This window comes from Streptomyces axinellae (genome assembly GCF_039532135.1).
GTDB lineage: Bacteria > Actinomycetota > Actinomycetes > Streptomycetales > Streptomycetaceae > Streptomyces > Streptomyces axinellae.
This window is the reverse complement of the sequence record NZ_BAAARJ010000013.1, coordinates 24,218-39,654: the sequence shown is the minus strand read 5'-3', so window position 1 is coordinate 39,654 and position 15,437 is coordinate 24,218. Positions and strand designations below refer to the sequence as shown.

General features: G+C 72.9%; 19 protein-coding genes and 1 pseudogene. 8 read left to right on the top strand and 12 right to left on the bottom strand.

Annotation, left to right across the window (positions count from 1 at the left end):
- The 3 genes from ABD339_RS20035 to ABD339_RS20025 are packed head-to-tail and all read left to right on the top strand — an operon-like array spanning window position 1 to window position 1,277.
- The gene (locus ABD339_RS20035; RefSeq protein ID WP_344567768.1) at window positions 1-621 is read left to right on the top strand and encodes an ABC transporter permease; all 621 of its coding nucleotides are present in this window, start codon (window positions 1-3) and stop codon (window positions 619-621) included.
- Between the two features lie 3 nt (window positions 622-624).
- A complete protein-coding gene (locus ABD339_RS20030) occupies window positions 625-870 on the top strand; it encodes a hypothetical protein (RefSeq protein WP_344567767.1) in 246 nt (81 codons plus the stop codon).
- The gene (locus ABD339_RS20025) at window positions 759-1,277 is read left to right on the top strand and encodes an ABC transporter permease (RefSeq protein WP_344567766.1); all 519 of its coding nucleotides are present in this window, start codon (window positions 759-761) and stop codon (window positions 1,275-1,277) included. Before ABD339_RS20030 ends, ABD339_RS20025 begins: the two co-directional genes overlap by 112 nt.
- 64 nt (window positions 1,278-1,341) lie before the next feature.
- Here the strand turns inward: ABD339_RS20025 and ABD339_RS20020 are convergent, their stop codons facing one another.
- The 3 genes from ABD339_RS20020 to ABD339_RS20010 are packed head-to-tail and all read right to left on the bottom strand — an operon-like array spanning window position 1,342 to window position 2,607.
- A complete protein-coding gene (locus tag ABD339_RS20020) occupies window positions 1,342-1,545 on the bottom strand; it encodes a DUF397 domain-containing protein (RefSeq protein ID WP_344567765.1) in 204 nt (67 codons plus the stop codon).
- A gap of 20 nt (window positions 1,546-1,565) precedes the next feature.
- Entirely contained in the window at window positions 1,566-1,697 is a 132-nt protein-coding gene (locus ABD339_RS20015) for a DUF397 domain-containing protein (RefSeq protein ID WP_344567764.1), read from the bottom strand.
- Window positions 1,684-2,607, bottom strand: coding sequence for a helix-turn-helix domain-containing protein (locus ABD339_RS20010; RefSeq protein WP_344567763.1), 924 nt, complete (start codon window positions 2,605-2,607; stop codon window positions 1,684-1,686). The genes ABD339_RS20015 and ABD339_RS20010 overlap by 14 nt, the downstream gene beginning before the upstream one ends.
- 132 nt (window positions 2,608-2,739) lie before the next feature.
- On the opposite strand from ABD339_RS20010, the gene ABD339_RS20005 reads away from it, so the two are divergent.
- Together ABD339_RS20005 and ABD339_RS20000 are read left to right on the top strand one after the other, a co-directional pair.
- The gene (locus ABD339_RS20005; RefSeq protein WP_344567762.1) at window positions 2,740-2,913 is read left to right on the top strand and encodes a hypothetical protein; all 174 of its coding nucleotides are present in this window, start codon (window positions 2,740-2,742) and stop codon (window positions 2,911-2,913) included.
- Entirely contained in the window at window positions 2,910-3,380 is a 471-nt protein-coding gene (locus ABD339_RS20000; RefSeq protein WP_344567761.1) for an ATP-binding protein, read from the top strand. Before ABD339_RS20005 ends, ABD339_RS20000 begins: the two co-directional genes overlap by 4 nt.
- A gap of 344 nt (window positions 3,381-3,724) precedes the next feature.
- Here ABD339_RS20000 and ABD339_RS19995 read toward each other — a convergent pair whose 3' ends face one another.
- From ABD339_RS19995 to ABD339_RS19980, 4 genes and pseudogenes are all read right to left on the bottom strand, one after another.
- Entirely contained in the window at window positions 3,725-4,759 is a 1,035-nt protein-coding gene (locus ABD339_RS19995; RefSeq protein WP_425576038.1) for an ABC transporter substrate-binding protein, read from the bottom strand.
- A gap of 33 nt (window positions 4,760-4,792) precedes the next feature.
- Entirely contained in the window at window positions 4,793-5,737 is a 945-nt protein-coding gene (locus tag ABD339_RS19990; RefSeq protein WP_344567760.1) for an ABC transporter ATP-binding protein, read from the bottom strand.
- 203 nt (window positions 5,738-5,940) lie between these two features.
- Window positions 5,941-6,951 (bottom strand): annotated as a pseudogene (locus ABD339_RS19985) (FecCD family ABC transporter permease); the annotation flags it as partial.
- Window positions 6,952-7,073: 122 nt separating this feature from the next.
- A complete protein-coding gene (locus ABD339_RS19980; RefSeq protein WP_344567759.1) occupies window positions 7,074-8,156 on the bottom strand; it encodes a FecCD family ABC transporter permease in 1,083 nt (360 codons plus the stop codon).
- Window positions 8,157-8,219: 63 nt separating this feature from the next.
- Here ABD339_RS19980 and ABD339_RS19975 point away from each other — a divergent pair, with 63 nt between their 5' ends.
- Window positions 8,220-8,909 (top strand): HAD family hydrolase, encoded by a 690-nt coding sequence (locus tag ABD339_RS19975; RefSeq protein WP_425576037.1) that lies wholly within the window; start codon window positions 8,220-8,222, stop codon window positions 8,907-8,909.
- A 6-nt stretch (window positions 8,910-8,915) separates the two neighbouring features.
- Here ABD339_RS19975 and ABD339_RS19970 read toward each other — a convergent pair whose 3' ends face one another.
- Window positions 8,916-9,152 (bottom strand): hypothetical protein, encoded by a 237-nt coding sequence (locus ABD339_RS19970; RefSeq protein ID WP_344567758.1) that lies wholly within the window; start codon window positions 9,150-9,152, stop codon window positions 8,916-8,918.
- A 258-nt stretch (window positions 9,153-9,410) separates the two neighbouring features.
- Here ABD339_RS19970 and ABD339_RS19965 point away from each other — a divergent pair, with 258 nt between their 5' ends.
- A complete protein-coding gene (locus tag ABD339_RS19965) occupies window positions 9,411-9,794 on the top strand; it encodes a cold-shock protein (RefSeq protein ID WP_019357479.1) in 384 nt (127 codons plus the stop codon).
- Window positions 9,795-9,949: 155 nt separating this feature from the next.
- On the opposite strand, the gene ABD339_RS19960 is transcribed toward ABD339_RS19965, so the two are convergent.
- The 4 genes from ABD339_RS19960 to ABD339_RS19945 form a co-directional block, all read right to left on the bottom strand.
- The gene (locus tag ABD339_RS19960) at window positions 9,950-10,858 is read right to left on the bottom strand and encodes a 1,4-dihydroxy-6-naphtoate synthase (RefSeq protein WP_344567757.1); all 909 of its coding nucleotides are present in this window, start codon (window positions 10,856-10,858) and stop codon (window positions 9,950-9,952) included.
- A gap of 37 nt (window positions 10,859-10,895) precedes the next feature.
- The gene (locus tag ABD339_RS19955; RefSeq protein WP_344567756.1) at window positions 10,896-11,564 is read right to left on the bottom strand and encodes a futalosine hydrolase; all 669 of its coding nucleotides are present in this window, start codon (window positions 11,562-11,564) and stop codon (window positions 10,896-10,898) included.
- 571 nt (window positions 11,565-12,135) lie between these two features.
- Window positions 12,136-12,657 carry a DUF2771 domain-containing protein gene (locus tag ABD339_RS19950; RefSeq protein ID WP_344567755.1) on the bottom strand — a complete coding sequence of 174 codons (522 nt, stop codon included), beginning with the start codon at window positions 12,655-12,657 and terminating at the stop codon, window positions 12,136-12,138.
- A 26-nt stretch (window positions 12,658-12,683) separates the two neighbouring features.
- Complete coding sequence (locus tag ABD339_RS19945) at window positions 12,684-14,159, bottom strand: MFS transporter (protein WP_344567927.1); 1,476 nt, start codon at window positions 14,157-14,159, stop codon at window positions 12,684-12,686.
- Between the two features lie 277 nt (window positions 14,160-14,436).
- On the opposite strand from ABD339_RS19945, the gene ABD339_RS19940 reads away from it, so the two are divergent.
- Complete coding sequence (locus ABD339_RS19940; protein ID WP_344567754.1) at window positions 14,437-15,399, top strand: DUF3027 domain-containing protein; 963 nt, start codon at window positions 14,437-14,439, stop codon at window positions 15,397-15,399.
- Window positions 15,400-15,437 lie beyond the last annotated feature (38 nt).

Sequence of the window (15,437 nt, the reverse complement as noted above, 5' to 3'; positions counted from 1 at the left end):
ATGCACCACGCAAACGAGTGGCCCGCGCTGCTCCAGCACCTCGAACTGACCCTGATCGCCGTCGTCCTCGGCTTCGTCCTCGCCGTCGGCGCCGCGATCCTGTGCCACTTCCAGAACTGGCTGTCCGCGCCGCTGTCCGCCGTGACGTCCTTCCTCTACACGGTGCCGCCGCTGGCGCTCTTCCAACTGCTGGTCCCCGTCACCGGCTTCTCCGTCCTCACCGTGGAGACCGCCCTCGTCCTCTACAGCCTCTACCTGCTGTTCACCACCATCCTCACCGGCCTGCGCGAGGTCCCCCAGGACGCGGTGCGCGCGGCGCGCGGCATGGGGCTGACCCGGCTCCAGATCCTCTTCAAGGTCGAACTGCGGCTCGCCGTACCCTCGTTGATCGCCGGGCTGCGGGTGGCGACGGTCATGACCATCGGCGTCGTCGCCATCGCCGCCTACGTCGTGGACGAGGGCCTCGGCTCGCTGATCCTCAAGGCGCTCCAGTCCCCCTTCAACACCCAGTTCATCGGCGCCGGCGCGCTGGCCGTGGCGCTGGCGCTGGTGGCCGACGGCGTACTCGTCCTGGCCGGGCGGCTGCTCACCCCGTGGGCGCGCACGAGGAGGGCCGCGTAAACCATGTCCACCTTCCTCAAGTCCTTCACCTTCATGGGAGACCAGCTCTCCCTGCTCCTGGACAAGACCGGCCAGCACCTGTGGATGTGCGCGGTCGTCATCGCGGACTCGCTCCTCGTCGCCGTCCCGCTCGGACTGTGGCTCGGCCACCTGCACAAGGGCGAGTTCCTGACCACGAGCATCTCCAACATCGGCCGGGCCCTGCCGAACCTCGCGTCATCGCGATCGGCCTCGGCATCTTCGGCCTGACCTTCACCAACATCGCCATCGCCCTGCTCATCACGGCGATCCCGCCGATCCTCAGCCAGGCGTACCTGGCCGTCGATCAGGTGGACCCCGACATGGTCCGCTCCGCACGCGGCATGGGCCTCACCCCTGCCCAGGTCCTGTTCAAGGTGGAACTGCCGCTGGCGCTCCCGCTGCTGTTCACCGGCATCCGGATCGCGGTGGTCTACGTCATCTCCAGCGCGACCCTCGCCACGGTGGCCGGCGGCGGCGGCCTCGGCGACATCGTTCTGGGCCAGGCCAGGTACGGCCTGAAGGGCGTCATCGCCGCCGCCCTGTGGGTAGCCGCGCTCGCCCTCGCGGCGGACGGGCTGCTGGCGCTGCTCCAGCGGGTGCTCGTGCCCAAGGGGCTGCGGGCTGCCCGGGGTTGAGGCCGGTTGGGGCCCGCACATCGAGCAGGCCCCGGCGGGGATGCGGGGGCCTGCGTCGGTGCGGCTATGCCGCCGTCTGGTGGGTGAGGAAGCTGGCCCAGGCGGCGTGGGGGAAGTGGAGGATGTCGCCGTCGGGGCGTTTGCTGTCGCGGACGGGGATGGTGTCGTTCAGGCCGTCAGCGACCTCCACGCAGTTCCCCGCGCCCCCGTCGCTGTAGGACGACTTCCGCCAGGTGGGGTCTGTCGGGTTCGCTTCGGTGCGTGCCATGTGCTGCCCCTTGGGTGAGGTCAGTTGTGGTCGCGTGCTTGGTGGGCGATGAAGTGGTTCCAGGCGGCGTGGGGGAAGTGGAGGATGTCGCCGTCGGGGCGTTTGCTGTCGCGGACGGGGATGGTGTGGTCCAGGCCGTCAGCGACCTCCACGCAGTTCCCCGCGCCTCCCTCGCTGTAGGACGACTTCCGCCAGATGAGGTCTGTCAGGCTCGCTCGATCCAATGCCATGTGCCGCTTCCTCCCTCAAGTGCTGCAAAAACTTCCTGGTCTCCCGGGGCGAGAGCGACAGGTCGCGGATGCCATCGTAGGACAGGCGGAGGTCTGCTACATCCTCGGAATCCTCCACCACGCTGCCGCCCTTGCTGCTCTCCACGTAGGCCGTGTGGTCGCCTCCGGGATGCCACATCAGGAACACGTTGGCCCCGACGAAGTCGTGCACTCCGGCCGCGATCGGAGTCATTTGCAAGGTGATGTTGGGCTGTTGCGCGAGGGCAAGCAGATGGTCCAACTGGGCCACCCAAGCCGCTGGCTCGGACATGCGTCGAATGAAGATCGCCTCATCCAGCAGCGCGCGGTAGAACATGGCGTCGTCGGCTGTCAGCCGCACTTGGCGCTTGATACGTTCCGCCACCAGTTCCTCAATGGCGGCTGCGCTGCGGTTCGCTGGGTTGCTCCTGATCTGCTCGCGCGCGTACGCCTCGGTCTGGAGGAGTCCGGGCACGGTTCCACCCGCGTACTCGTGTAGGCACGAGGCGCTCGCCTCAAGATCCATGTAGGACTGGTATTTGTCGCGAAGGGCTTCCGCCTTCGCCAGGGTCCGTAGCGTGCGCAGGGTGTCGCCCGTGCCGTACAGCTCTTCCAGGCGGCCGATGACGTACTCGGAGCCGAGCCGCTGCCCCTGCTCCATCTTGTGCAGGTCGGCGCGGTCGTAGCGCACCTTCTCGGCCAGCTCCGTCAGCGACCAGCCCCGGCTTTCCCGCTCCTCCTTCAGTCTGGCCGCCAGCATGGCCGATGCCGTGAGCCCGGCGGGGCGCCTGGTCGGGGGTTGGCAGCTGGACATGGGCAACTCCTCAAGGGGCCGTAGTGGATACCCAATTGACCACGGTGTGTAGATGGTCAAGCTACTCCGCGTTGTGGATCGTAGAGGGCACTTCACCCCTGCTCGACCCGCGAGGAACGGACGGCCCGGCCCATGCTCATCCAGACCCCGACACCCCCGCCGCGCTGGCCGGAACCCGTCCCCGGATGCGCGGTGTGCGCGGAGCACGCCGCGCGGCGGTCCCGTGCGTACGAGGAGCGCGACTACAGCGCGGCGACGGACATGAACGTGCTGCTCGTCCGGCACAAGGTGGAGGGTCACCGATGAGCGGCCCGACCTCCCGGCCGGGCGCGGCGGTGAGTCCCACCTTCCGCCGCTGGGCGCAAGAGTCCCGTGTCTCCGGGACGTTGCCCCGTGCGGCGGAGAGCGCCGGTGCGGCGCGGCGGCTGGTGCGCGGGGCGCTGGCCCGGTGGGGGCTGGAGCGGTTGGCCGAGGACGGCGCCCTGGTCGTCAGCGAACTGGTGGCCAACGCCGTGCGCCACACCCGGTGCCGCCGGATCCGCGTGACGGTCACGCGGACCGGTGAGGGCCGGGTGCGCGTCGGTGTGGCGGACACCTCCCGTGCGCTGCCCCGCCTCCGGCATCCGACCGGCACCGAAGTCCGGGGTCGGGGACTGGAGTTGGTGGACGCCCTGGCCTCCCGGTGGGGGACCGACCTCAAGGGGTGGGGCAAGTGCGTGTGGGCCGAGTTGGCCATGGGAGGCGGGGTTCGCCCCCGGGACGGCGGCCGATGATGTGTGGTCCAGGCCCCACCGTCCCGGCGTCCCCGTCGCCTGCTGCTCATCGTGGTCCCCCTGTCCCCGGCCCGTGCGTACGGATACCGGTTCACCGGAACGGGGGCGAGGTCCCCGCCTCGCCCCCGTCCCACGACAGCCAACCAGCCGTCCGGGCACCGCACGAGGGCCGTAGGGCGAGGGCACGGGTGCACCTGGAGCCACCCCACGGGGTGCTGCCACATCACCGCCGCCGCCCCCGCGCCCTCCCCGGCAGTGCACCGCAAAACCGTCACCGGTTTAACAGGTGACGAATTTCCGCCCGGGCGCCGATGGCGGCCCCGGCCCCGCCGCTGCCGCCATGGTCACTTCGTCAGATCCGCCCGCAACTCGTCCAGGATCTTGTCCGCCGCCGTGTAGCCGATGCCCTGGATCCACAGCTCGTCCGCGACGGGAAAGGCTCTCCCGGCCTTGACCGCCCGCATGTTCTTCCACAGCGCGCTCTTGACGGCCTTCTCCTGGCCGGATTTCCCCGGGTCCCCGAAGGTGGTGTAGAAGACGGCGTCCGCGTCACCCTTGTCCACCTGTTCGGGACTCACCTCCAAGGCCAGTCCGCCGAACAGCTTCGCCTGCTTGACGACGGCCGGGCGGCCGAGTTTCACATCGTTCAGGATGGTCCCGATGTACGCCTTCTCGCCGTATATCCGGGTATCGGCGCCCTGGGTGAAGCGGATGACGCTGGTCCGCAGCGCTCTGGCCTTCTTCTCCCCGCCGAGCGCCTCGGTGACCTTCTTCGTGTGTGCGGCGTAATCCGCGAGGACCTTCCGCGCCTCCGGTTTCCGGCCGAGCGCGTCCGCGTGCGTCCGGAAGTTCTCCTTCCAGGGGTAGCCGGTCGTCTTCGTCATCACCGTCGGGGCGATCTTGGACAGCTCGTCGTAACGGTCCGCGTCGCGGTCCTTGTTGGTGAGGATCAGATCCGGCTTGAGCGCGGCGATCTTCTCCAGGTCGGGCTGGGCGACGACGCCGACGCTCTCGACGCCCTTGAGCTTGCCCTTGGGAAGGTAGCCGAGGAACGGCTTGCCGGGGAGCGCCGTCGTCGCGCCGACCGGTTCGACGCCGAGGGTGACCGCCGAGTCCAGTTCGGCGGTGTCGAGGGTGACGACGCGCCGGGGCTCGTCAGGTACCCGCACGGGGCCGTTGACGGTCTCGACGGTGTGCGTCGCGCCCCCGCCCTTGCCCGACCCGGAACCGGACCCGGACCCGGACCCCGACCCCGGACCCTCGCCGGTGCCGCACGCGGACAGCGCGAGCGCCGAGACGAGAACGACGGCCGCGCCCCCGGCCGTTCTGCCGGTCACCTTCGTGTTCCGCCGCTTCATCCGGTCCCCCTGTCGCGTCATCCGGCCGCCCGCCTTCATCCGGTCCGGCCCTGTCTACACCCTGCCCTTGCCCACGGAAGCACGGGCCGTGGGCACCTGGGCCGCGTCGGCATCGGTACGGGTGTCACCGTCGCCTTCGGCGCCCGGCTGCCAGGGTGCGCCGGGCACCACCAGCGGGTCGCCCGTCACAGGGCAGGGCACGACCACCGACTCCAGCCCGAAGACCTCCCGCACCAGCTCCGCCGTCACGATGTCGCCGGGCGCGCCCTGCGACACCAGGCGGCCCTCCTTCATGGCGACGAGGTGATCGGCGTAGCGCGCCGCCTGGTTGAGGTCGTGCAGGACCATCACCACCGTGCGGCCCCGCGACCCCCGTGCCGTCGGCGCCGCGAGCTGCCGTACCAGGTCCAGCACCTCCACCTGGTGGGCGATGTCCAGGTAGGTCGTCGGCTCGTCCAGCAGCAGCAGGTCCGTCTCCTGCGCCAGGGCCATCGCGATCCACACCCGCTGCCGCTGGCCGCCCGAGAGTTCATCGACGAGACGGTCGCCGAGCGCGGTCACATCCGTGCGCTCCATGGCGTCCGTGACGGCCCGCTCGTCCTCCCCCGACCACTGCTGCCACCACCGCTGGTGCGGCTGGCGGCCCCTGGAGACCAGGTCGGAGACGGTGATCGCCTCGGGCGCCACGGGCGACTGCGGCAGCAGCCCGATCGACTGGGCGATCCGCCGGGTGGGCAGCCGCGTCAGCTCCTCGCCGTCCAGCAGCACGGCCCCGGCACGCGGCTTGAGCAGCCGGCCCAGCGCCCGCAGCGTCGTGGACTTGCCGCACGCGTTCGGGCCGACGACGACGGTGACCTGCCCGTCGGGGATGTCCAGATCCAGGCTCTCGACGACGGTGCGGTCCTCGTAGGCGAGCGTCAGCCCGCGCGCGGCGAGCCGCCCGGCGCCGATCGCCTCTGCGGGAGCCTCCGTGCGGCGGGGCGTCTCGGATGTGCTCACTGCGCGGCTCCACTGCGACTGCGGTCGGTACTGCCGGTACTGCCGGTACTGCCGGTACTGCCGGTACTGCCGGTACTGCTACGGCTGCTACTGCCGGTACGGCCTCGATCGGTACGGCCCAAAGGCACGCGGCGGCTGCCCCGGCCGCCACCCCGGCCGCCTCCCCACACCTGGCCCGCCCGCCCGCGCCTCCGCCCGGCGGAAGTACGCCCGCCGCCCGTCCGTGCGATCAGCCAGATCAGATAGGGCGCGCCGACCGCCGCCGTCAGCACACCCACCGGCAACTCCGTGGGCGCGAACAGCTTGCGCGCCAGCAGGTCCCCCAGGGTGACGACGAACGCGCCCAGCAGCGCCGAGGACAGCAGCGGGATCTGCGCGGTGCGCGTGAGGCGGCGCGCGATCTGCGGCGCCAGCAGCGCGACGAAGTCCACCGGCCCGGCCGCGCCCGTGGCCACCGACGCCAGCACCACCCCGGTGATCACCAGCAGCAGCCGGTCCCGGCCCAGCCGGACGCCGAGCGCGGTGGCGGTGTCGTCATCCAGCGTCACATTGCGCTGGGCCCGCGCCGCCCACACCACGAACGGCAGCATCACCAGCAGCGCTACGGCCAGCGGCCCGGCCTGGTCCCAGCCGCGCCCGTTGAGGGAGCCGGTCATCCACACCTTCGCCTGCTGGGCCACCAGATAGTCGCCCTTCGTCAAGAAGAGCTGGGTGACCGAGCGCAGCGCCACGGAGAAGCCGATGCCGATCAGCACGAAGCGGGCGGCCTGGAGCCCGCCCCGCCACGCGAACACGTAGACGAGCGCCGCCGCCAGCAGGCCGCCGCCGACCGACAGACAAGGCAGCACGGCGGCGGAGGTGACGCCGTAGGTCATCGCGCCGACCGTCAGCGCCGAGGCGCCGTGCGTGACGCCGATGATCTCGGGGCTGGCCAGCGGGTTGCGGGCGACGGTCTGGATCAGGCCGCCCGCCACCCCGAGCGCGGCGCCCACCATCAGCCCGACGACCATGCGGGGCATCCGCAGCGTGCCGACGACCAGTTCGTCGGGCGAGGGCTGCCCGAGGAGGACTTTGACGACCTCGGCGGGCGCGACGCTCGTCTCGCCCAGCGTCAGGTTCGCGACGACGGCGGCGAACAGGACCACGGCCAAGGCGGCGGCCACCACGGCGGCCCGCCGGTGCACGAGCCACGAACTCCCGCGCGCCCGCAGCACCGCGTACCCGGAAGGCCGGGATCCGGGCCGGGATCCGGTGGGCCGGGCTCCGGCGCCGGTTCGCGGCGCGGGGACACGCGCGGGGACACCCGCGGGCGCCCCGTCATCGGGCAAGGGCCTCCTCACGCCGCCACCGCCTTCCGGCGTACGAGGGTCACCAGGAACGGCACCCCGATCAGCGCGGTCATCACCCCGGCGGGCACCTCGCCCGGCGGCATCACCAGACGGCCCACGACATCGGAGACCAGCAGGACGACGGGTCCCAGCAGCGCGGCCATCGGCAGCAGCCAGCGGTGGGCGCCGCCCACGAGCGCGCGGGCGATATGCGGAACGGCCAGCCCCACAAAGGCGATGGGTCCGGCCGCCGCCACCCCGGCACCGGTCAGCACGGTGGCGCCGAGTCCGGCGAGGATCCGCACCCGCCCGACCCGCTGGCCCAGCCCCTTCGCCACGTCCTCGCCCAGCGCCAGCGCGTCGAGGCCGCGCGCGACCGCGAGCACGAGCACCACGCCGACCAGCAGGAACGGCCAGATCTGCCCGGCGATCTCGGCGTCGCGGTCCGCGAGGGAGCCGACCTGCCAGAAGCGGAACTCATCCATCGCGGCGGCCCGTGTCGTCAGGATCCCGGAGACGACGGCGACCAGCAGCGCGTTGACGGCGGCTCCCGCCAGCGCCAGCTTGACCGGGGTGGCGCCGCCGCGTCCGCGCGCGGCCACCGCGTACACGCCGAGCGCCGCGAGGCCCGCGCCCGCGAAGGCGAACCACACATAGCCGCCGAGCGAATGGATCCCGGCGAACGCGATGGCGCACACGACGCCGAGCGCGGCGCCCTGGCTGATGCCGAGGATGCCGGGCTCGGCGATGGGGTTGCGGGTGATGCCCTGCATGACGGTTCCGGCGAGGCCGAGCGCGGCCCCGACCATGATGCCGACGAGCGTGCGCGGCACCCGCATCGTGCGGATGACGTCGGCGGCCTTGCTGTCGCCGCCGTGCAGCAGTACGTGCCACACCTGGTCCGGCGTGATGGCACGGCTGCCCAGCGCCAGGCTCAGCAGCGCGGCCACCGCCAGCGCGGCCACCCCGGCCAGCACCCAGGCGAGACGGCGCGCGAGCAGGGCCCGGCGCGGAGCCGGCCCGGCGGCCCGCGTGCCGCCACCGCCGGGTGGCGCCCCGGCGGGACTGGTGGTGGGCACGGCGGCGGGCATCGCGTTCCTCGGTATGTACGGCAGGTTAGGCGGACCTAAGTGTAAGGCGTAGGGCAAGGCACAATGCTCGGTATGGTTTCGCATGCTTCGTCCCCCATGGCCTCCCCCGGGGCATCCCCCACGGCCTCCCCCGGGGAGTCCGCCGCGCCGGTGACCATCGGCTTCGACCTCGACATGACGCTGATCGACTCCCGCCCCGGCATCCACGCCACCTGGCGCCGGCTGTCCGCCGAGACCGGCGTGCGCATCGACGCGGACCTGGCCGTCTCCCGCCTCGGCCCGCCGCTCCACCACGAGCTGTCGTACTGGTTCGCCGAGCAGGACATACCGGAGGCCGCCGCGCGCTACCGCTCGCTCTACCCCCACTACGCCATCGAGCCGACCCCTGCGCTGGCGGGCGCGCGCGAGGCCCTCGACGCCGTCCGCGCGGCGGGCGGGCGCGCCCTCGTCGTCACCGCCAAGCACCAGGCCAGCGCCCAATTGCACCTGGACCACCTGGGCCTGGAGCCGTACCGGCTCATCGGCGAACTGTGGGCCGAGGGCAAAGCGGAGGCCCTGCTCGCGCACCGCGCCGCCGCCTACGTCGGCGACCACGTGGGGGATGTGCGGGGCGCGCGGATGGCGGGGGTGGTCTCCGTCGCCGTCGCCACGGGGCCGTGCTCGGCAGCCGAGCTGACCGAGGCGGGCGCCGACCTCGTCCTGCCCGACCTGACGGCCTTCCCGCGCTGGCTGCGGGAGTTCACCCCCGCGTAGCCCCGCTCACACGCTCCCGGCGGCGGCCCGCCGCTGGGCCCTGGCCGTACGGACGACCCCCGCGGCGGCCAGCGCGAAACCGGCGCCCATCAGCATGCAGACGAAGTAGGCGGGCGCCGGGAACGGCGTGGTGCCCAGGAAGAGCGGCGCGACGGTGACGAGCGTGGCCACCGCCCCGACCAGGAAGACGATTCCGCCGATTCGTACGAGAAGATCACCGGCGGAGGGAGTTTCAGTGTTCACCCGCCCAGGGTAGGTCGCCCTGCGGGCGATCTCCCAGTGGCACCGGAGGGCGCCCAAGAACCCACTCGGTGGCACCTTGTCACCAGGGCGGGGGCCATTAACCTTGTCGGCAGCGGGTCTTTCGGCCCGCTCGACTGCTCTTCAGGGGGGTTGGGGGGCCATCGCAGGCACCCTCGCCCCAGCACAGCAGATCCGTTTCCCAGCAGCCGCAGCCCGGTGCATCCGTGCATCCGGACGAGTACGAGGACGAGGACAGACGTGCCTACCGGCAAGGTCAAGTGGTTCAACAGCGAGAAGGGCTTCGGCTTTCTCTCCCGCGACGACGGCGGCGACGTCTTCGTGCACTCGTCAGTGCTCCCGGACGGCGTGGAAGCGCTGAAGCCGGGCCAGCGCGTGGAGTTCGGCGTGGTCGCCGGACAGCGGGGTGACCAGGCGCTTTCGGTGACGCTGCTGGATCCGGCCCCGTCCGTGGCCGCGGCCCAGCGCCGCAAGCCCGACGAGCTGGCCTCGATCGTGCAGGATCTGACGACGCTGCTTGACGGCGTCTCCCAGTCGCTGGAGCGCGGGCGCTACCCCGACAAGCAGCACGGCCGCAAGATCGCCGGCATGCTCCGCGCCGTCGCCGACCAGCTCGACGTCTGAGCGCCCCCGGGCCCCTGGCCCCCGGCTCCTGTGTTTCCAGGGGCCAGGGGCCAGGGGCCCGGGGCGGGGCCGGGGGGCCGACGGAATCCGGGAATCCGTCAGGGGAGCGGCAATCCGTCAGGGGAGCGGCAATCCGTCAGGGGAGCGGCAATCCGTCAGGGGAAGGTGAGCGCATCCGGGCCGAGCGGCGGTACGAGCCCCTCGGCCGCCGCGCGCTCCAGCAGCCCGCGCACCGCCGCGTAGCCGTCCTCGCCCAGCTGCTCGGTGAACTCGTTGACGTACAGCCCGATGTGCTGCTCGGCCACCGCCGGGTCCATCTCCTGCGCGTGTGCCAGCACGTAGGGCCGTGAGACCTCGGGGTCCTGCCAGGCCATCCGCACCGACGTGCTGATCGTCGAGGCCAGCTCGCGCAGCGTCTCCGCGCCCAGCGAGCGCTTGGCGATGATCGCGCCCAGCGGGATGGGCAGCCCTGTGGTGGACTCCCAGTGCTCGCCCATGTCGGCGAGGTTGTGCAGGCCGTAGTTCTGGTAGGTGAAGCGGGCCTCGTGGATGACGAGCCCGGCATCGACCTCGCCGTCGCGTACCGCGGGCATGATCTCGTGGAACGGCAGCACGACGATCTCGCCGACCCCGCCGGGCACCTCGGCGGCGGCCCACAGCCGGAAGAGCAGATACGCGGTCGAGCGCTCGCTCGGCACCGCGACGCGCTTCCCGCTCAGCGCCTTCGCCTCACCGGCCTCGCGCGTGAGCACCAGTGGACCGCAGCCACGGCCCAGGGCGCCGCCGCAGGGGAGCAGCGCGTACTCCTCCAGCACCCACGGGAGAACGGCGTACGACACCTTCAGTACGTCCAACTCGCCGCGCTCGGCCATCCCGTTGGTGACGTCGATGTCCGCGAACATCACCTCGGGCGCCGCCGCGCCGGGCACCCGCCCGTGTGCCCACGCGTCGAAGGTGAACGTGTCGTTCGGGCACGGCGAGAAGGCGACGGAGAGGCGACCGGCGTCTGTGCCCGCGCTTGTCTCCGCGCCTGTGGCCGTGTCTGTGTCTGTATCTGTATCCATGGTGGCTGCGGCTTCCTGCTCGCTTACTGCGTGTCGCTTACGGGAGGAGTGCGGCGGGGGAGAGCTTGCCGAAGACGGTCGAGAGCGCGGCGAGCGCCTCCGGGATGCGCCAGGCCGCGCGGTCGCGGGGCCCGACAGCGTTGGAGACCGTACGGATCTCCATGACGGGCACCCCGTGCGCGGCGGCGGCCTCCGCGACACCGAAGCCCTCCATCGCCTCCGCGAGGGCATCCGGATGCCGCTCCAGCAAGAGCGCGGCGTGCTCTCGGGTGCCGGTGGTCGTGGAGACGGTCAGCACGGGGCCCGAGCGCGCCCCGGCGGCCTCGGCGGCGGCCTGTACGAGGTCGGGCGGGGGCTGGTACGCGGCGGTGCCGAAGCCCAGTTCGGCGACGGACGCGAACCCCGCCGGGGTCTGCGCGCCCAGGTCGGCCGCCACGATGCGGTCGGCGATCACGGTGTCGCCGACCTCGACGCCACCGGCCGCGAAGCCGCCGCCGATTCCGGCCGAGACGACCAGACCATAGGGCCGGCCCTCGTACGCGGCCGTCACCAAGGCGGTCGCGGTACCGGCACCGGCCGCGCCGGGACCCACGCCCACGGCTGTGACGTCGGCCCAGGGTGCGGTCCGCTCGACGGCCTCCCGCTCGGCGGCCACCGCCACGGCCACGAGCACGCGGTGTCGCAGTCGCTCGGCTGTTCCCCGCACGCGCACCACCTCCGGTGGACATTCTCCGCGATGTCGGCTCGCGCCTCGATGCCACCCCCACGGTTGTCGGCTCGCGCCGATGCTGTCCCCGCCCTTGTCGGCCCGTGCGCCGGTGCCCGCCGCCATGGTTGTCGTCTTGCGCCGACGCTGCCGTGACGGTTGTCGTCTTGCGCCGACGCTGCCGTGACGGTTGTCGTCTTGCGCCGACGCTGCCGTGACGGTTGTCGTCTTGCGCCGACGCTGCCGTGACGGTTGTCGGCTCGCGCCGACGCTGCTGCCTGGCTGCTGCCTTCGGGCCCGCGTGGTGCCGGGTGGAGTGCGGCGCCCCTCTTTCCGCCGCAGCGGCGGCGCGCTACGGCGGGCCGGGCTCGGCGGCAGGTGCGACGGCCGAGGCCGGTTCGGCACCGCCGGTCAGCGGCGTTGGGCGTCTGGCCGTCGCGGCGGGGAGGGGCGGCGTCGCCCGCTGGGGCTTCTTGGGGCCGCCCCCGGCTGCGAGCCGTCCGCGGTGGGAAAAGACAGGGGCGTCTCGCCCCTCGGGGGCGGGAAAACAGCCTCCTGGGGCCCGTCGGGGTCAGTCGTCCGTGGTGTTCTTCAGGGTGAAGTGCCAGATGCCCTTGAAGTCGCCGCCGGAGGTTTCGACCACGCTGAGCTGGACGCTCTTCTTGGGTGCGGCCGGCTGGCCCTGTGCCGACTGGCTCTGGAAGAACGCCTCGCCGGGGAAGGAGTAGTAGGTCTTCTTGACCGCGCCGGGCAGGGCGGGCTTGCCGTCGATGAGGACGATCCAGCCGGAGTCGGCCGTCTTCGGGTCCACTCCGAGGCGGAGCTTGTCACCGGTGCTGACGGAGACCGTCTTGTCGGCCTTTTTGCTGAGGCACTTGCGCACCTCGTCCTGCGGGAGGGCCTTGCCGTCGTCGTAGCAGGCGGCCTCGCTTGCCACCGAGTCGCTGCCGACCGTCGCGGTCACCATGGGGGTCGGCTGGTCGCACGCCGAGAGGGCGACCAGGCCGAGCGAGGCGGCACCGAGGGCGGTGGCGGTGCGCACGCCCCGCCGCGGCTGTGACGACATGCGGCTCCGCCGCGTCAGCTTGCTCATGCGGGCAGGCTACCGGGCTGTTCCGATCAGGCGACGCGGGGGTGCGGCGTGCCGCGGCGGGCGGCGGTGAGCAGCCCTCGTACGGAGGTGAGCACTCCGGCGGCCACCAGTCCGGCCGCCGTGGCCATGCCCAGGCGGCCGGTGAGGGGGAGGGCGATGCCGATGGCGCCGCCCACCACCCAGGACATCTGCATCAGCGTCTCCGAGCGGGCGAAGGCGGAGGTGCGGACCTCTTCGGGCATGTCGCGCTGGATGAGGGCGTCCAGGGACAGTTTGCCGAGGGCCTGCACGATGCCCGCCGTGGCGGCGACGGCGGTCACGGCGACCGTGCCGTAGAGGACGGCGGCCACGACGGTGACGGCGAGCGCGCACAACAGAACGCAGATGATGATCAGTTCGGGCCCCCGGGCGCGCAGCCAGGCGCCGAGTGCGGTGCCCAGCGCGTTGCCGCCGCCTGCCGCCACGCCCGCCAGGCCGAGGGAGACGGCGGCCGACAGTCCGCCCAGCGGGTGCTCGCGCAGCAGGAAGGCCAGGAAGAAGGTGAGGAATCCCGAGAGGGCGCGCAGCGCGGAGTTCGCGAACAGGGCGCTGAGCACGGAGGAGCCGACGGTCCGCAGCCCCGGCCGCCGCCGCGCACCCTCCCGGCGGTCCGGGCGGCTCCGGCGGTCCGGGCGGCTTCGGCGGTCCCGCGGGCCGGGGCGGTCCTCGCGGCGGTCCCGGCGGGTCCGGTCGCGGGTCCCGCCGCGAGCCGCGCCCCGAGCCCAGCCGCGGGTGCGGTCTCCTCGGCGGGCCTCCTTCACGAGGTGCGCGGGGCGCTCCCCCTTCGCGGAGTCCACCTTGTGGTCGAGGGAGAAGGAGAGGAAGGTGCCGGCGATGAACAGGGCGAACGCGCCGTACAGCGGCCACTTGGCGCCCAGCGCGTGCAGTCCGGCGGCGGCCGGCGCCGCCGCCCCGGTGGCCAGCAGCCCGGCGAGGGTCACCCGGGAGTTGGCCTTCACGAGCGAGATGCGCGGCGGCAGCAGCCTCGGTACGACGGCCGAGCGCACCACGCCGTACGCCTTGGAGGACACCAGTACGCCCAGCGCCGCCGGGTACAGCCCCAGTCCGCCGGTGGCCACGGCGGTCGCCATCGCCAGTGCGAGCAGCGCGCGGGCCAGCATCGCCGCCGCCATCGCCGCGCGGCGGCCGTGCGGTACGCGGTCGAGGAGCGGGCCGATCACGGGCGCGAGGATCGCGAAGGGCGCCATCGTCACCGCGAGGTACAGCGCGACGCGGCCCCGCGCCTCGCCCGTGGGGACGGAGAAGAAGACCGTGGAGGCGAGCGCCACCGTGATGAGCATGTCGCCCGCCGAGTTGACGGCGTGCAGTTCGATGAGCTTGCCGAGGCCCGACTCGCCCGCGCCCTCCGCGTGGGTGGCGCGGCGGATGCGGCGCGCGACGGCGGCCGGTGGGCGGCCCAGGGCGCGTGCGACACGGCGGAGCCCGGTGGGGTTCCCGGGCATGTCGGCAGCCACGCCGTTCAGTGTGCCCCAGAAGCCGGGCCACAGGCCGGTGGCGCGAGCGCCGTTGCGGCTGGCTGCGGATTCCTTCGCGGACCCCGTGGGGTAGCGTGGGTGAACGGTGCGCACCGCACGGCCCCTTTGAGCGCGGGCGCGGACGTCGCAGCGGCCCCCCGGTCCCGCTCCGTCCCCGACCCCGCCCCTCCTTCCGTGGCCGTTCGGGCAGCGCATGCCGATAACGGCGCGACGGCGTAGGAGAGACGATTCTTGTGAGTGCTGCATGAGTGCCGCGACGCGGAGTGCGACCCTCCCCCAGCCTTCGGCTGGGAGGTCCCCCCAGGGCGGGCGGAGCCGCCGCGCCCCCGACAAGCTGTGCGCCGAGGCTGTCGAGCCGGCCAGGGAGGCGGCCAGGGAGGCCGCTGAACCGGAGCCGGACACGGTCGGCGAGTGGATCGAGGCCGTCGCCGACGAGGACCGCGTCGTCACCCACTACTTCGAGGCCCGCATGCCCGGGTACCGGGGCTGGCGCTGGGCCGTCACGGTCGCCCGCGCCTCCCGGGCCAAGAAGGTCACCGTCGATGAGTCGGTGCTGCTGCCCGGCAAGGACGCGCTGCTGGGCCCCGAGTGGGTGCCGTGGAGCGAGCGGCTGCGCCCCGGCGACCTGGGCCCTGGCGACCTGCTGCCGACCGAGGCCGAGGACCCGCGCCTGGAGCCGGGCTTCCTGGGCGAGGACGTGCCGCCGCCCAACTCTCCGGTGGCCGACGAGGAGCCGCTGGCGCCCGGTGCCGAGCGGGTGGGGATCGGCGCCGTCGCCGAAGAGCCGGGTATGGGGCGCAAGCGGGTCTTGTCGCGGATCGGTCTGCATGAGGCGGCCGACCGCTGGGAGGAGTCCTACGGGCCGCAGACGCCGATGGCCCAGTCCGCGCCGGCGAGCTGTGTGAGCTGCGGTTTTCTGGTGCCGGTCGCGGGTTCGCTGCGGCAGGCGTTCGGGATCTGCGCCAACGAGTTCAGCCCGGCCGACGGGCATGTGGTCTCCCTCGCCTACGGCTGCGGGGGCCACTCGGAGGCCGCCGTCATGCCGCGCCCGCCCCAGCCGCCGCCGCATGTGATCGACGAGACCCTCTCCGACCCCTTCACCCTCACGGACCCGCCACCGGAGGCGGCCGTGGACCCGGAGGCGGCCGTGGACCCGGAGGCGAGCGGGGACGGCGCGGACCCGGCGAGCGGGGACGCGGAGGCGTAGACCGCTGCCGCGCGGACGGGCCGCCCCGGGCGCGGCCG

What these genes read in the sequence shown, in the direction of transcription:
- ABD339_RS20020 (WP_344567765.1), bottom strand. Translation starts at nt 1,545, where the DNA reads ATGGCACGCACCGAAGCGAACCCGACAGACCCCACCTGGCGGAAGTCG.
- ABD339_RS19945 (WP_344567927.1), bottom strand. Translation starts at nt 14,159, where the DNA reads ATGCCCGGGAACCCCACCGGGCTCCGCCGTGTCGCACGCGCCCTGGGC.
- ABD339_RS19940 (WP_344567754.1), top strand. Translation starts at nt 14,437, where the DNA reads ATGAGTGCCGCGACGCGGAGTGCGACCCTCCCCCAGCCTTCGGCTGGG.
- ABD339_RS19960 (WP_344567757.1), bottom strand. Translation starts at nt 10,858, where the DNA reads ATGGATACAGATACAGACACAGACACGGCCACAGGCGCGGAGACAAGC.
- ABD339_RS20035 (WP_344567768.1), top strand. Translation starts at nt 1, where the DNA reads ATGCACCACGCAAACGAGTGGCCCGCGCTGCTCCAGCACCTCGAACTG.
- ABD339_RS19975 (WP_425576037.1), top strand. Translation starts at nt 8,220, where the DNA reads ATGCTCGGTATGGTTTCGCATGCTTCGTCCCCCATGGCCTCCCCCGGG.
- ABD339_RS20030 (WP_344567767.1), top strand. Translation starts at nt 625, where the DNA reads ATGTCCACCTTCCTCAAGTCCTTCACCTTCATGGGAGACCAGCTCTCC.
- ABD339_RS19980 (WP_344567759.1), bottom strand. Translation starts at nt 8,156, where the DNA reads ATGCCCGCCGCCGTGCCCACCACCAGTCCCGCCGGGGCGCCACCCGGC.
- ABD339_RS20000 (WP_344567761.1), top strand. Translation starts at nt 2,910, where the DNA reads ATGAGCGGCCCGACCTCCCGGCCGGGCGCGGCGGTGAGTCCCACCTTC.
- ABD339_RS19950 (WP_344567755.1), bottom strand. Translation starts at nt 12,657, where the DNA reads ATGAGCAAGCTGACGCGGCGGAGCCGCATGTCGTCACAGCCGCGGCGG.
- ABD339_RS19995 (WP_425576038.1), bottom strand. Translation starts at nt 4,759, where the DNA reads ATGACGCGACAGGGGGACCGGATGAAGCGGCGGAACACGAAGGTGACC.
- ABD339_RS20010 (WP_344567763.1), bottom strand. Translation starts at nt 2,607, where the DNA reads ATGTCCAGCTGCCAACCCCCGACCAGGCGCCCCGCCGGGCTCACGGCA.
- ABD339_RS20005 (WP_344567762.1), top strand. Translation starts at nt 2,740, where the DNA reads ATGCTCATCCAGACCCCGACACCCCCGCCGCGCTGGCCGGAACCCGTC.